The organism is Stenotrophomonas sp. GD03680, from assembly GCF_029844625.1.
Taxonomy (GTDB): Bacteria; Pseudomonadota; Gammaproteobacteria; order Xanthomonadales; family Xanthomonadaceae; genus Stenotrophomonas; species Stenotrophomonas maltophilia_P.
The window spans coordinates 212,679-227,474 of the sequence record NZ_JAOCKC010000002.1; the positions used below are offsets into that span (position 1 = coordinate 212,679).

The window sequence follows — 14,796 nt, forward strand, 5'->3', positions numbered from 1 at the left end:
GGTCGTAGTGGGGCGGCCTCCCCCTTTTTTTGCCGGGCATGGCCCGGCGCTACCATCACCGCCTCGCGGTATCGCCGGGTGTCGCAATTCGCCGCCACGCGGTAGCGCCGGGCCATGCCCGGCGGGGCGTTGCAATCAACCTGCGACCTTGCCCCACACCTGGAAGCCGGTCAGCCACAGGCCGAGCATGCTGCCGAGATTGGTCAGCATGAACGTCAGCACCACGCGGGTGACCCGATTGCGGTACCAGCCCTTCAACGACTGTGCATCGTCGCGCAGCTGCAGGAAATCCTGGTACGCCGGCTTGCGCAGGCGTGCCTCGACCAGCGCCGAGAACGCGCCGGTGGGAATGCTGAGCCGGAACGGCTTGAACGGGGCGACCACGATCGCCGTGAGAATGCTCAGCGGGTGACTGCCGGCCAGCAGACAGCCGAGGCCGGCCAGGCCGCCGGTGTACATCGCCCACGTGGCCAGCAGTTCGGTGCCCACGCCCAGGCCTCCGCGGTAGAAGCCGACGGCGATGCCGGTGATGACGATGGCAAGGATGCCCAGCGTGAACCACGGGATGTTGCGCTTCTTCGGCACGGCTTCGAGTTCGGCGCGCAACGGTGCCGGTGCATCGGTATCCGTTTCGAGGTATCGCGCCAGGCCCGCCAGATGGCCGGCGCCGACCACCGCCAGCACTTCGCGCTGCCGCGGGTCGTGTTCTTCGCGCAGGCGCGTGGCCATGTAGCGGTCGCGTTCGCCGATGATGGTTTCGTACAGCGCGGGATTCTCGGTCGCGAACTCGCCGAAGCTCGACTCCAGCATGTCGCCCTGCTTGAGCTTCTCGATTTCGTTTTCGCCCACCTCTTCCGATGAGAACAGGCCGGCGCCTAGGCCCGCAACCAGCTTCAGCTTGCCGAAGAAGCCCAGCCGCTGCGAGGCGCGGCGGAAGGTCAGGCCCACCTCGCGGTCGATCAGGTGGACGGGCAGGCCGCGCTCACGCCCCAGTTCGACGGCGCGCTTCAGTTCCGCACCCGGCTCGATGCCGAGCTGTTCGGCCAGACGACGCTGGTAGGCGGAAAGCGCCAGGTTGGCGGCGAACAGGGCAACGCGACCCTTGCGGATCACCTCGACCAGGTCCAGCTTGGCCAACGTGTCCGGATCGCTCAGGGCCTGCAGGCGCTGGGGGTCCAGTTCGACCGCGACGGCATCGAAGCGGCCGCTGTTGATTGCTTTCTCCACCGCCTCGACGCTGGCGTGGGAAACGTGGGCGGTGCCCAGAAGGGTGTAGCGCACGCCGTCGCGTTCAACGACGCGCACCGGCTGGCCGGCGAACAGATCGTCGCCGGTCTCGGGAAGGATTTCGGTCATGGAGTCATTCATTGGAAGGTGCGGTGTCGGCGCCGTCGCCGAGCGCGCGTTGCATCTGCACGGTGTCCAGCCAGCGGCCGTGCTTGCGGCCGAGGCCGCGGAACACGCCGACCAGCTCGAAGCCGAAACGCTCGTGCAGCCTGATCGAAGCGGTATTGGTCGGTTCGCCGATCACCGCCACCATCTGCCGGAAGCCACGTGCGACGCATGCGTCGATCAGCGCCTGCAACAGGCCGGTGCCGACGCCCTGGCCCTGGAACCGTGCATCGACATAGACCGAGTTCTCCACGGTCCACTGGTAGGCAATGCGCGTGCGGTAGGTGTTGGCGTAGGCGTAGCCGGCGACCTGGCCGTCGATCTCGGCGACCAGATAGGGAAAACCGCGGTCGATGATGTCGCGCATGCGGCGCAGCATCTCGGCCTGGTCCGGGATGTCGTACTCGTACGTGTTGACGAAGTCGGTCACTTCGACCGCGTAGATCGCGGTGATCGCGGCGATGTCGGCCGGGCCGGCATCACGGATGAGGACGGCCATGCGCGGCTCCGGTTCAGTCGATGTAGCGCTTGAGCAGATCGCCGTAGGCATCGATGCGGCGATCGCGCAGGAACGGCCAGATGCGGCGCACGTGCTCGCTGCGCTGCAGGTCGACGTCGCATACCAGCACAGCGGCATCGGTGCCGGCTTCGGCCAGGAACTCGCCCTGCGGGCCGAGCACGTGGCTGTTGCCCCAGAACTGGATGCCCGACGCGCCCAGCGGCGAGGCCTCATGGCCGACGCGGTTGCAGCTCAGCACCGGCAGGCCGTTGGCGACGGCATGGCCACGGTGGCTCAGTACCCAGGCATCGCGCTGGCGGGTCTTCTCGTCCTGCACGTCGTCCGGGTCCCAGCCGATCGCAGTCGGGTACAGCAGCAGTTCGGCGCCGGCCAGCGCCATCAGGCGCGCCGCCTCCGGATACCACTGGTCCCAGCACACCAGCACGCCCAGGCGGCCCACCGAGGTGTCGATCGGGGTGAAGCCGATGTCGCCCGGGGTGAAGTAGAACTTCTCGTAGAAGCCCGGATCGTCCGGGATGTGCATCTTGCGGTACTTGCCGAGCAGGGTGCCGTCCTTCTCGAACACCACCGCGGTGTTGTGGTACAGGCCGGCGGCGCGGCGCTCGAACAGCGAACCGACCAGCACCACGCCATGCTTCTTCGCCAGCGTACCCAGGCGCTCGGTGCTCGGGCCCGGGATCGGTTCGGCCAGATCGAACTCGTCAACCGACTCGTGCTGGCAGAAGTAGGGGCCGTTGTGCAGTTCCTGCAGCAGCACCAGCTTGGCGCCCTGCGCTGCCGCTTCGGCCACGCGTGCCTCGATCACCGCCAGATTGGCGGCGGCATCGCCGTGGTTGCGCTCCTGGATCAGGGCGACGGTAAGCGGGCTGCGCGAGTTCATGCGGGTGTTCCTGCGGGGGAAAACCCGCATGTTAGCGCGTATGCGATGCCGCAGCGTGTCGGCCGCTGAACAGGTGCACGCAGCCGGTATCGCCGGGCCATGCCCGGCGTACGAACCGAATGCCGCTGTGCTCGCCGGGCGTGGCCCAGCGCTACCGCATCGTGCTACGCCTTCAGCAGGCCTTCCGGCAGCTGCATGGTGATGCAGTGCAGGCTGCCGTTCTGCCAGATCAGCGAGCGGCAGGGTACCTGGACGATCTCGCGGCCCGGATGGGCCTTGGCCAGCACGTCGCGGGCCAGATCGTCGGCCGGATCACCGTACGCCGGCATCAGCACCGCGCCGTTGACGATCAGGTAGTTGGCGTACGAGGCCGCCAGGCGGCGGCCTTGGTCGATCACCGGCTGTGCCCACGGCAGCGGGAACAGGCGGTATGGCTGACCGTCACGGGTGCGCAGCGCAGCCAGTTCCCTGCCCATCGCCTGCAGCTCGGCGTAGTGCGAGTCGTTCTCGTCGTCGCAGGCCTGGTAGACGATGCTGTCCGCCGAGGCGAAGCGGGCGAGGGTATCGATGTGGGCATCGGTATCGTCGCCTTCCAGGTAGCCGTGGTCGAGCCACAGCACGCGCTCCTGCTGCAGCCAGTCGGCGAGGTCGGTGCTCAGGCTGGCGCGGTCACGATCCGGGTGGCGTTCGTGCAGGCACTTCCAGGTGGTCAGCAGGGTGCCTTCACCGTCGGTTTCGATGGCGCCGCCTTCCAGCGCGAACGGGATGCTGCGCACCGGCGCGTCGTTGAAAACGCCGGCCTGGTCGAGCGCGCCCACCAGCTGATCGTCGAGGGTGGCATCGAACTTGCCGCCCCAGCCGGTGAAGCGGAAGTCCAGCAGCTGGAAACCGCCGTCGGCACGTCGCAGGGTGATCGGGCCCGAGTCGCGCAGCCAGGTGTCGTCGTAGGCCGCCGTGGTGAAGTGCACCCTGTCCATGTCGATGCGGTTGGAGCGCAGCCGCATTTCGGCATAGGTCTCCACATCGTCATCGGCCACGCAGATCAGCACCGGCTGGAAGCGGGTGATCGCTGCAACCAGTGCGATATAGGTTTCCTCCACCTGTCCCAGGCGGTCGGCCCAGTCGGTATCGGCGCTGGGCCAGGCAATCAGGACGCCGCTCTGGGCTTCCCACTCGGCAGGAAAACGAAGGGTCTGGTTCATGGTCTCGCTACACAGGCCCGCCCGGGGCGGGTAAAGGGGTCAACGGATCGGCGGTTTCGGGCCGATTTCGTTCGGGTCCGCCTGGTTGGCCACCACGTCGATCACCTTCTGCTTCTCGAAGTAGACAGTGAACTGTGGGTACACCCAGCGGTTGATGGTCGGCCATTGCCGCTTCTGCCCGCCGCGCGGCTGCAGCTGCTCGCTGGGCGCACCGAACTGGCTCTGCACCTGCTGCATGGACTGGCCACGAAGGGGCAGGGCGCCGGCCGGCTTCTCGCGGGCGCGGTCGACAAGCAGAGTGTCGGCCAGCGCCGGCGTGGCGGCAGCCAGAGTGGCCAGCACGGCCAGGGTGGACAGGTAACGCTTCATCTCGATCTACTCCCCAGTGGTCAAGAAAGGCGATTACAGCAAAATCGGCAGGAAAAAGCCGCATAAACAAAAAACCGCCCGAAGGCGGCTTTTTGCATCGGGTCGGTCCCGCGCGGGACCAGCCGCAGCCACGAAGGCTGTTGGGCTCAGCGCTGACGCGCCTTGAAACGCGGGTTCGACTTGCAGATCACGAAGATCTTGCCACGGCGACGGACGACCTTGCAGTCACGGTGACGGGCCTTCGCCGACTTCAGGGAGGACAGGACTTTCATGGCATACCTCGGCGTAAACAGTAGTTGTTCGGGTGGAGCGTGGCCGCGATATGCGAAAGACAATCGGCAGTTGACGCTCGTTCAAGCCCGCCATTCTACCGGGCTTTTCCTCATGGTTTCAAGTGGTTGCACAAAAGATCCGTCGCGGGGTGTCTGGCAGGGGCTAGAATGCCCCCTTCACACGTACTGGGACCCCCATGAATCCACTCGCTCCCGTCCTGACCATCGACGGCCCATCAGGGGCCGGCAAGGGTACCATCAGCCGCATCGTGGCGCGCCGGATGGGCTGGCATTACCTGGATTCAGGCGCCCTGTACCGGGCGGTGGGCGTGGCCGCCAGCTGGGCCGACATCGATACCTCCGACGCCTCGGCACTGGTGCGGTGCACGTTCGATACCCATGTTCAGTTTGTTGAACAGGGTGATGCGATGCGGGTCCTGGTCAATGGCAGCGATGCCACCGACGAACTGCGGCTGGAGACCACCGGCGCGCTGGCGTCGGCCATCGCGGCCATTCCCGAAGTCCGGGCGGCCCTGAAGGAGCGGCAGCGCGCATTCAGGGAGCTGCCGGGCCTGGTCGCGGACGGTCGCGACATGGGTACGGTGATCTTCCCGGATGCCCCCTACAAGGTGTTCCTGACCGCCAGTGCCGAAGAGCGCGCCGAGCGCCGGCATAAGCAGTTGAAAGACAAGGGGGTTTCTGTTAACTTTGATGACCTCCTGCGCGAGATCATGGCCCGCGACGCCCGTGATGCTCAGCGTACCGTGGCGCCCCTGAAGCCGGCAGACGATGCCGTCCTCATCGACACCACAGGCATCGGCATCGCAGATGTCGTTGCCCGAGTGATGGATCTGCTTCCGGTTCCGGCTGCCTGATCCGTTCGCGCGGGAGCACTGCCAGCCGCATCGGTGGTGGTCGCGCAATAGCAGTGCTGTACAAGCTCCGTCGCGCAATGATGCGTGGCGGTTTTCCTACTTCACACACGACCTGCTTTTCCGGGGTCGACCAACAGGCGGGCGGTCGCCCATCCCCGAAGGGACGCCACCGACCCATGTGTCCAACAGAGTAAATCTAATGACCGAATCATTTGCCGAACTGTTTGAAGCCAGCCAGGCCAATCTGGCCAAGCTGAAGCCGGGCGCCATCGTCAGCGGTACCGTTGTTGAAGTCCGCGGCGACGTCGTGGTGATCAACGCTGGCCTGAAGTCCGAAGGCATCGTGCCGATCGAACAGTTCCGTAACGACGCTGGCGAGATCGATGTCGCCGAAGGCGATATCGTCAAGGTCGCCCTCGACTCCATCGAGAACGGCTTCGGCGAAACCGTCCTGTCGCGCGAGAAGGCCAAGCGCGCGATGGTGTGGGACGAGCTGGAAGAAGCGTTGGAAAAGAACGAAACCATCACCGGCCGCATCAGTGGCAAGGTCAAGGGTGGTTTCACCGTGGACATCAAGGATGTCCGCGCCTTCCTGCCGGGTTCCCTGGTCGATGTGCGCCCGGTGCGCGATCCGGCCTACCTGGAAGGCAAGGAGCTGGAATTCAAGCTCATCAAGCTGGACCGCAAGCGTAACAACGTCGTGGTCTCGCGCCGGGCTGTCGTCGAAAGCGAGCACTCGGAAGAGCGCGAGCAGCTGATGGACAAGCTGCAGGAAGGCGCGATCCTGAAGGGTGTCGTCAAGAACCTGACCGACTACGGCGCGTTCGTGGACCTGGGCGGTATCGACGGCCTGCTGCACATCACCGACATGGCATGGAAGCGCGTGCGCCATCCGTCCGAAGTCGTGAACGTCGGCGACGAGCTGGACGTGCGCGTGCTGAAGTTCGACCGCGAGCGCAACCGCGTTTCGCTGGGCCTGAAGCAGCTGGGCGAAGATCCGTGGGACAACATCGCCCGTCGTTACCCGGCCAACAGCCGCGTCTTCGGCAAGGTCTCCAACGTCACCGATTACGGCGCGTTCGTCGAGATCGAGCCGGGCGTCGAAGGCCTGGTGCACGTCTCCGAGATGGATTGGACCAACAAGAACGTCAACCCGTCCAAGGTCGTGCAGGTCGGTGACGAAGTCGAAGTGATGGTGCTGGACGTCGATGAAGAGCGTCGCCGCATCTCGCTGGGCATGAAGCAGGTTGCCGCCAATCCGTGGGAAACCTTCGCTGCCACCCACAAGAAGGGTGACAAGGTGTCCGGCCAGATCAAGTCGATCACCGACTTCGGCATCTTCATCGGCCTGGACGGCGGCATCGATGGCCTGGTCCACCTGTCCGACATCAGCTGGAACACCACCGGCGAAGACGTCGTTCGCAACTTCAAGAAGGGCGATACCCTGGACGCCGTCGTCCTGGCCGTCGACCCGGAGCGCGAGCGCATCTCCCTGGGCGTGAAGCAGCTGGAGCAGGATCCGTTCGGCCAGTACATGGCGGCCAATCCGAAGGGCTCCAAGGTCGAAGGCGTGGTGAAGGAAGTCGACGCCAAGGGCGCCGTGATCGAACTGGCCGACGGCATCGAAGGCTACGTTTCGGCTCGCGACATCGCCAACGAGCGCGTTGACGACGCCACCCAGCACCTGAAGGTCGGCGACAAGGTCGAAGCCAAGTTCGTGGGCATGGACCGCAAGGGCCGTACCCTGCAGCTGTCGATCAAGGCCAAGGACGACGCGGAAATGCGCGAAGTGCTGGAGGAATACCAGTCCGCTTCGGGTGGCACCACCCAGCTCGGCGCGCTGCTGCGTGCCCAGCTGAACGGTAGCAAGTCCGAGTAATCGGGCCCGTTGTTCGTTGTTTCCTGGACGGCCCGGGCACTGCCCGGGCCGTTTCAGGCTGAAATGCCCCTGATGTGAGCCGGTGATGACCAAATCCGAACTGATCGAAATCCTTGCGCGCCGTCAGGCGCACCTGAAGGCCGATGATGTCGATCTGGCGGTGAAGTCGTTGCTGGAAATGATGGGCGGTTCCCTCTCTGTCGGGGATCGCATCGAAATCCGCGGTTTTGGCAGCTTCTCGCTGCACTACCGCCCGCCGCGCCTGGGTCGCAACCCCAAGACCGGTGAATCGGTTGCCCTGCCGGGCAAGCACGTTCCCCATTTCAAGCCGGGCAAGGAACTGCGCGAGCGGGTCAGCAGCGTGCTGCCGCTGGACGCCGATCCCGCCTGAGCGTCCCGTCGCGCCACCGCGTGCGAATCCAGCCGCGAGTCGGATAAGCTACGGTCTCCCGCCCCTGGAGCTGTCGCATGAAGGTCTTTCGTCTGCTGGTCCTGCTGGCGGTGCTGATCCTTGGATTGATCATCGGTGCGGTCAACATGACCGCGATGTCGATCAACCTGCTGTTCACCGAGCTGCATACCTCCGTCGGCGTGGCATTGATCGCCGCCCTGCTGGTGGGCGTGGTGGTCGGCGCCGGCCTGGTGCTGGTGAGCGTGGTCGTTCCGCTCTACAGCCAGCTGCGCCGCGCCAACAAGTCCGCTGCCGCGACGCCGGCACCGGCCGCTTCCCCCCAATCTTTTGACGGACGTTGATCGAAGATGGATTTCGTCACCGAGTGGTTCTGGTTTTTCCTGTTCGTGCCGCTGGCCGCCCTGGCCGGCTGGGTGATCGGACGGCGTGGCGGTCAGCGCCACGGTGACAACCAGGTCAGCCGACTGTCCAGCACCTACTTCCGTGGCCTGAACTACCTGCTCAACGAGCAGCCGGACAAGGCCATCGAGCTGTTCCTGCACATCGCCGAGCTCGACAAGGAAACCTTCGAGACCCAGGTCGCGCTGGGCCATCTGTTCCGTCGCCGCGGCGAAGTGGACCGCGCCATCCGCCTGCACCAGGGCCTGGTCAACCGCAACGATCTGAGCGATGCGCAGCGCGTGCAGGCGCTGCTGGCGCTGGGCGAGGACTACATGAAGTCCGGCCTGCTGGACCGCGCCGAAACCGTGTTCACCGAGCTGGCCCAGCTGGACCAGCGTGCGCCGCAGGCGCTCAAGCACCTGATCGGGATCTACCAGGCCGAGCGCGACTGGGAGAAGGCGATCGACAACGCCACCCGCTTCGAGGATGTCACCGGCGAGCCGATGGGCAAGCTGATCGGGCAGTTCGAGTGCGAGCTGGCCGAACGCTTCCGTGGCGCCGGCAAGCTGGAAGAGGCGAGGGCGGCCATTGCCCGTGCCTACCAGGCCGATGCGATGTCGGTGCGCGCCGGCATCATCGAAGGACGCCTGGAGAGCGATGCCGGCAATCCCGAAGCGGCGGTGCGAGCCTTCGAGCGTGCTGCGCGCAATGACCCGGAGTATCTGCCGGAACTGCTGCCGGCGCTGATGCAGAACTACCGCAAGGTCGGCGACCTGGGCGGCGCCCGCGCCTTCCTTTCGGAAATGACCGAGCACTACCGCGGTATCGCGCCGGTGCTGGCGCTGACCCGGCTGATGGAGGAACAGGAAGGTGTCGCCCCTGCGCGCGCCTATCTGGGCCGCCAGCTCAAGGACCGCCCTTCGGTGCGCGGCGAATCGGCGTTGATCGACCTGACCCTCGCCGAAGGTGCCGATTCCACCGCCACCCTGCACGATCTCAAGCACATCACCGACCAGCTGCTGGTGCGCAATCCGGCCTACCGCTGCACACGCTGCGGCTTCGGCGCGCGCACCCACCACTGGCAGTGCCCGAGCTGCAAGGAATGGGGTACGGTCAAGCCGCTGCTGAACTACGCGGTGCTCTGAATCATGCCCTGGCTCGTGATGGGCGCGCTGCTGGCGTTGTCCCTGCTGAGCGCCGCCCTGACCTGGGCGGCGCGCGGCTACGCGCTGCGCCGGCAGCTGATGGACCACCCCGGGGAACGCCGCAGTCATAGCGTCGCCACGCCACGCGGCGGCGGCATCGCCATTGTCATCAGCCTGCTGGCCACCGCAGCCGTGGCCATGTGGGCGTGGCCGCAGGCCATGCCGAGCCTGCTGGTCGCCGCTGCCGGCCTGCTGCTGGTCGCCGGCATCGGCTGGTGGGACGACCATCGCCCGCTGCCGGCCATGCGCAGGCTGCTTGTTCATTTCATTGCTGCCGGCCTGCTGGCCGGGCTGGTGAAGATCCACGGCGGCAGCTGGCTGCTGGCCCTGCTGGTGCTGTTCTTCACCGCCTCGTTGATCAACATCTGGAACTTCATGGATGGCATCAACGGCATTGCCAGCAGCCAGGCCATCGTGGTCGCGCTGGGGTTCGCTCCGGTGCTGCCCTGGCCGTGGTCATTGCTGGCCATCGCCCTCGGGCTGGCCTGCGTGGGTTTCCTGCCCTTCAACTTTCCGCGCGCACGCATCTTCCTCGGGGATGTCGGCAGCGGAGCGCTGGGCTACGCGGTGGCGGCCGTTGTGGCCGTGGCCAGCCTGCGCACGGACATCAACTGGATCCTCCTGCTGGTGCCGCTGTCACCGTTCCTCGTGGACGCGGGCTTCACACTGCTGGCGCGCATCATTTCCGGACAACGCTGGATGGAACCCCACACCCAGCACGTCTATCAGCGCGCTGTGCAGGCAGGAGCCAGCCACGCCCTGGTGACAGGGATGTACTTTGTTTTGGGCCTATTCAGCATTACAGTGTTCAATGTCAGTTCGAATCTGCAGCCGAGGTGGGAGGCTGTCGTGGCAATTGCTTGGTTCATCACGCTGAGCATGCTGTGGCTCCTCCTGCGCAATGGAATGCGCCTCCGACAAGGAACTCCTTGAAATATGTCTTCACCCTGGCGGGATAGAATCCTCGGCCTGTTGCCGCGTACGGCCATTGTCTGCCACGACCTGTTCATGGTCTGGGCATGCTGGCAGCTGCTCCACGCCGGTCGTTACTCGATCCTGCCGGACGCGCCTGCGCTACCGTTGTGGAATGTCGATACCACCCTGGTCCTGCTGCTGCAGGGACTGGTGTTCTGGCGCGTCGGCCTGTATCGCGGCCTGTGGCGGTTTGCCAGCGTCAGCGACCTGCTGAACATCTTCAAAGCCAGCTTCATCGGCATGGTCGCCATCGTCCTGGTGCTGATGTGGAAGCGCTTCAACGGCGTGCCGATGTCGGTGCTGGTGATCTATCCCTTCGCGCTGTCGGCCCTGCTGGGTGCCCCGCGCCTGCTGTATCGCGCATGGAAGGACTACCAGGCGCTGCAGTCCGATTCGAGCGCGCGGCGGGTGCTGATCCTGGGCGCCGGCCAGGCCGCTGAAACGCTGGTCCGCGATCTGCGCCGTTCCGGCAATTTCGAGCCGGTCGGCCTGCTTGATGACGCCCCGCACCTGCGTGGCGCGAAACTGCAGGGCCTGCCGATCCTGGGCACGCTGGACGATGCGCCGGCCGTGGCCCGCGAAACCGCAGCCAAGCTGCTGGTCATTGCCATTCCGTCGCTGGATGCCGCCGGCATGCAGCGCGTGGTCGCCATCTGCGAGAGCACCGGGGTTCCGTTCCGCACCGTGCCCAAGCTCAGTGACATCCTGCAGGGGCAGTCGCTGCCGGGCCAGCTGAAGGAAGTGGCGATCGAGGATCTGCTGGGCCGCAAGCCGATCATGCCGGACTGGAACCTGATCCGTGGCTGGCTGGGCGGGCGCACCGTGATGGTGACCGGCGCCGGTGGATCGATCGGTTCAGAACTGTGCCGCCAGTGCGCGCGCCACGGTGCAGGCCGCATCGTCCTGCTGGAGATCAGCGAACTGCTGCTGTTGACCATCGAAGGCGAACTGCGCCGCAGTTTTCCCGACATCGAGATCGAAGCCGTGCTGGGTGACTGCGGTGACCCCGCAGTGATCCGCCATGCGCTGTCGCTGCACCCGGTGGATACGGCCTTCCATGCTGCCGCCTACAAGCATGTGCCGGTACTGGAACGGCAGCTGCGCGAGGCGGTGCGCAACAACATCCTGGCCACGGAGAACGTCGCCCGTGCCTGCCTGGAGGCACACGTCGAGCACTTCGTGTTCATCTCCACCGACAAGGCGGTCGATCCGGTCAATGCGCTGGGTGCCAGCAAGCGCTACGCCGAGATGATCTGCCAGAGCCTGGACCAGAAGTCCACGCATACCCGCTTCGTCACCGTGCGCTTCGGCAACGTGCTGGCGTCGGCGGGCAGCGTCGTGCCGTTGTTCCGCGAGCAGATCCTCAAGGGCGGGCCGGTCACGGTCACCGACCCGGAGGTCAGCCGCTATTTCATGACGATCCCCGAGGCCTGCCAGCTCATCCTGCAGGCGGCCGCCTCGGCGTCGCATGGCGCCATCTACACGCTCGACATGGGTGAGCCGGTGCCGATCCGGGTGCTGGCCGAGCAGATGATCCGGCTGGCCGGCAAGCAGCCGTACAAGGATATTCCGATCATCTACACCGGGCTGCGCCCGGGTGAGAAGCTGCACGAGACGCTGTTCTATTCCGACGAGGACTATCGTTCGACCGCGCACCCCAAGATCCTCGAAGCCGGCGTGCGCGCGTTCTCGCGTGACATGGTGCTCGGCAACGTTCCGAAGCTGCGCGAAGCGATCAGCAGCTACGACATCGACACCATCCAGGAGATCCTGTTCGCGACGATGCCGGAGTTTTCTCCAATCGAACAGGATGCTTACATCTCATCCGCTAAAGTCGTGCCGTTTCCGACACGCGAGGCCAACAGGCACTAATGAGCAAGCGAATTCGTAAAGCAGTTTTTCCCGTGGCAGGGCTCGGGACGCGCTTCCTGCCGGCGACCAAGACGGTGCCGAAAGAAATGCTGCCGATCATCGATCGTCCGCTTATCCAGTACGCTGTTGATGAGGCCATAGAAGCCGGCTGTGACACGCTGGTGTTCATCACCAACCGCTACAAGCACGCGGTCGCCGACTATTTCGACAAGGCGTATGAGCTGGAACAGAAGCTCGAGCGCGCCGGCAAGCAGGAGCAGCTGGAGATGATCCGCCACGTGCTGCCCAACGGCGTGCGTGCGGTCTTCGTGACGCAGGCCGAAGCGTTGGGTCTGGGCCACGCGGTGCTGTGTGCCAAGGCCGTGATCGGTGACGAGCCGTTCGCCGTGCTGCTGCCGGACGATCTGATCTGGAACCGCGGCGACGGTGCGTTGAAGCAGATGGCCGACCTCAATGAGGCCAGCGGTGCCAGCGTGATCGCCGTCGAGGACGTGCCGCACGACAAGACCGCCAGTTACGGCATCGTGGCCACCGAGGCCTTCGATGGCCGCAAGGGCCGTATCTCGCAGATCGTGGAGAAGCCGAAGCCGGAGGACGCCCCCAGCGATCTGGCGGTGGTCGGCCGCTATGTGCTGAGCCCGAAGATCTTCGATCTGCTGGAGCAGACCGGCAGTGGTGCCGGTGGCGAGATCCAGCTGACCGATGCGATCGCGCAGCTGCTGAAGACCGAGCAGGTCGATGCCTACCGTTTCGAGGGCACCCGTTTCGACTGCGGCACGCACCTGGGGCTGGTCGAGGCGACGATCCGCTTCGCGCTGGACAACCCGAAGCTGGCGGGCCCGGCGCGCGAGAAGCTGACGGCGATGCTGGCGGAATAAGGTTTATCAAGCGCTCCGTTCGCGGCGCCTTGATTGATACGTGGTGGGCGGTACGGGTGGGCCTTTGCAGGACACGCCGTAAACCCATCCATGGGGGCTCGATGGCGCCATCCATGGCGCCAACGGTCCCAGGCAGCCCTGCCAACCCGGCCCTTCCAGCCTCCCCGCGGCGGAGGGATGAGCAAGAGCTGGGGTCAGATCCCTTTGCTGCGCAAAGGGATCTGACCCCAACAAGCAAAAAGGCAGCCGATGGCTGCCTTTTTGCTTTTGCTCTTGTCTTTGATTCCGCCCTTCCCGTCCGCGCCCGCAGGAAATCTGACAGGCGGTACGGGTGGGCCTTTGCAGGACCGTTGGCGCCATGGATGGCGCCATCGAGCCCCCATGGATGGGTTCACGGCGTGTCCCAGGCAGCCCTGCCAACCCGGCCCACGCCATGAAGCCCAACGAGGCAACGCTTTGAACCTTACAGCGCCTCGAAAATACCCGCCGCGCCCATGCCGGTGCCGATGCACATCGTCACCATGCCGTACTTCTGCTGGCGACGACGCAGGCCGTGCAGCAGGGTCGCGGTACGGATCGCACCGGTGGCACCCAGCGGGTGGCCCAGGGCGATCGCACCACCCAGCGGGTTCACCTTGTCCGGGTCCAGGCCGCAGTCACGGATCACCGCCAGCGACTGCGCGGCGAAGGCTTCATTGAGCTCGATCCAGTCCAGCTGATCCTGGTTCAGGCCAGCCTGCTTGAGTGCCTTCGGGATCGCGGCGATCGGGCCGATGCCCATCACTTCCGGGCGCACGCCGGCCACCGAGAAGCTGACGAAGCGCGCCAGCGGGGTCAGGCCGTAGTCCTTGATCGCCTGTTCCGACGCCAGCAGCACGGCACCGGCGCCGTCGCTCATCTGCGACGAGTTGCCGGCAGTGACGGTGCCACCGAACTGGCCATTGCGGAATACCGGGCGCAGCTTGGCCAGGCCTTCGGCCGAGGAATCCGGGCGCGGGCCTTCGTCGGTATCGGCAACCTTGTTGCGGGTGATGATGCGCTGGCCATCGGTCAGGTCCGGCAGGTGCGAGACGATCTCATACGGGCTGATCTCGTCCTTGAACTCGCCCTTCTGGATCGCAGCCATCGCCTTCTGGTGCGAGGCCAGGGCGAACGCGTCCTGCTCTTCGCGCGAGACCTTCCACTCTTCGGCCACCTTCTCGGCGGTGATGCCCATGCCGTAGGCGATGGCCACATGGTCGTTGTCGAACACGCTCGGTGCCATCGCGATCTTGTTGCCCATCATCGGCACCATCGACATCGACTCGGTGCCGCCGGCCAGCATCAGGTCGGCGTTGCCCAGGCGGATCGCATCGGCGGCCTGCGCAACGGCCTGCAGGCCGGAGGAGCAGAAGCGATTGACGGTCTGCGCCGCGATGGTGTTCGGCAGGCCGGCCAGCAGCACGCCGATGCGCGCCACGTTCATGCCCTGCTCGGCTTCCGGCATCGCGCAGCCGATGATCGCATCATCGATGCGGTTGACGTCCACGCCCGGCGCCTGCGCGACAACGCTGCGCAGCACGTGGGCAAGCATGTCGTCGGGGCGGGTATTGCGGAACATGCCCTTGGGCGCCTTGCCCACCGGGGTACGGGTGGCGGCGACGATGTAGGCGTCCTGGATTTGCTTGGTCATTGCAGTGATCTC

15 protein-coding genes are annotated in these 14,796 nt (G+C 65.5%); 8 read left to right on the top strand and 7 right to left on the bottom strand.

Annotation, left to right across the window (positions count from 1 at the left end):
* Positions 1–135: 135 nt before the first annotated feature.
* From N5J29_RS03365 to ykgO, 6 genes are all read right to left on the bottom strand, one after another.
* On the bottom strand, positions 136–1,356 hold the full coding sequence (locus tag N5J29_RS03365; protein WP_053517747.1) for a TraB/GumN family protein: 1,221 nt from the start codon (positions 1,354–1,356) through the stop codon (positions 136–138).
* A gap of 4 nt (positions 1,357–1,360) precedes the next feature.
* Complete coding sequence (locus N5J29_RS03370; RefSeq protein WP_065175046.1) at positions 1,361–1,891, bottom strand: GNAT family N-acetyltransferase; 531 nt, start codon at positions 1,889–1,891, stop codon at positions 1,361–1,363.
* 13 nt (positions 1,892–1,904) lie between these two features.
* Complete coding sequence (locus N5J29_RS03375; protein WP_164152926.1) at positions 1,905–2,792, bottom strand: carbon-nitrogen hydrolase; 888 nt, start codon at positions 2,790–2,792, stop codon at positions 1,905–1,907.
* A gap of 164 nt (positions 2,793–2,956) precedes the next feature.
* Positions 2,957–3,994, bottom strand: a complete 1,038-nt coding sequence (locus N5J29_RS03380; RefSeq protein ID WP_164152925.1) for an agmatine deiminase family protein — start codon at positions 3,992–3,994, stop codon at positions 2,957–2,959.
* 39 nt (positions 3,995–4,033) lie between these two features.
* Positions 4,034–4,363, bottom strand: a complete 330-nt coding sequence (locus N5J29_RS03385) for a hypothetical protein (protein WP_053517741.1) — start codon at positions 4,361–4,363, stop codon at positions 4,034–4,036.
* A gap of 146 nt (positions 4,364–4,509) precedes the next feature.
* Positions 4,510–4,635: a type B 50S ribosomal protein L36 gene (gene ykgO, locus N5J29_RS03390; protein ID WP_005409283.1), complete on the bottom strand. Its 126-nt coding sequence runs from the start codon at positions 4,633–4,635 to the stop codon at positions 4,510–4,512.
* A gap of 197 nt (positions 4,636–4,832) precedes the next feature.
* Between ykgO and cmk the strand changes: the two genes are divergently transcribed.
* The 8 genes from cmk to galU all read left to right on the top strand — a co-directional run bounded on the left by cmk (position 4,833) and on the right by galU (position 13,112).
* Positions 4,833–5,510 (top strand): (d)CMP kinase, encoded by a 678-nt coding sequence (cmk, locus tag N5J29_RS03395; protein ID WP_053517740.1) that lies wholly within the window; start codon positions 4,833–4,835, stop codon positions 5,508–5,510.
* A gap of 199 nt (positions 5,511–5,709) precedes the next feature.
* Positions 5,710–7,389, top strand: coding sequence for a 30S ribosomal protein S1 (gene rpsA, locus N5J29_RS03400; protein WP_053517739.1), 1,680 nt, complete (start codon positions 5,710–5,712; stop codon positions 7,387–7,389).
* Positions 7,390–7,474: 85 nt separating this feature from the next.
* The gene (locus tag N5J29_RS03405) at positions 7,475–7,780 is read left to right on the top strand and encodes an integration host factor subunit beta (RefSeq protein ID WP_053517737.1); all 306 of its coding nucleotides are present in this window, start codon (positions 7,475–7,477) and stop codon (positions 7,778–7,780) included.
* A gap of 77 nt (positions 7,781–7,857) precedes the next feature.
* Complete coding sequence (locus N5J29_RS03410; RefSeq protein WP_053517736.1) at positions 7,858–8,142, top strand: lipopolysaccharide assembly protein LapA domain-containing protein; 285 nt, start codon at positions 7,858–7,860, stop codon at positions 8,140–8,142.
* Positions 8,143–8,148: 6 nt separating this feature from the next.
* Positions 8,149–9,327, top strand: coding sequence for a lipopolysaccharide assembly protein LapB (gene lapB / locus N5J29_RS03415; protein WP_053517734.1), 1,179 nt, complete (start codon positions 8,149–8,151; stop codon positions 9,325–9,327).
* Between the two features lie 3 nt (positions 9,328–9,330).
* Positions 9,331–10,320, top strand: a complete 990-nt coding sequence (locus N5J29_RS03420; RefSeq protein ID WP_164152924.1) for a glycosyltransferase family 4 protein — start codon at positions 9,331–9,333, stop codon at positions 10,318–10,320.
* Positions 10,321–10,323: 3 nt separating this feature from the next.
* A complete protein-coding gene (locus tag N5J29_RS03425) occupies positions 10,324–12,234 on the top strand; it encodes a nucleoside-diphosphate sugar epimerase/dehydratase (RefSeq protein WP_053517731.1) in 1,911 nt (636 codons plus the stop codon).
* Positions 12,234–13,112: a UTP--glucose-1-phosphate uridylyltransferase GalU gene (gene galU, locus N5J29_RS03430; RefSeq protein WP_164152923.1), complete on the top strand. Its 879-nt coding sequence runs from the start codon at positions 12,234–12,236 to the stop codon at positions 13,110–13,112. Before N5J29_RS03425 ends, galU begins: the two co-directional genes overlap by 1 nt.
* Before the next feature lie 463 nt (positions 13,113–13,575).
* On the opposite strand, the gene N5J29_RS03435 is transcribed toward galU, so the two are convergent.
* The gene (locus N5J29_RS03435) at positions 13,576–14,784 is read right to left on the bottom strand and encodes an acetyl-CoA C-acyltransferase (RefSeq protein ID WP_279924096.1); all 1,209 of its coding nucleotides are present in this window, start codon (positions 14,782–14,784) and stop codon (positions 13,576–13,578) included.
* Positions 14,785–14,796 lie beyond the last annotated feature (12 nt).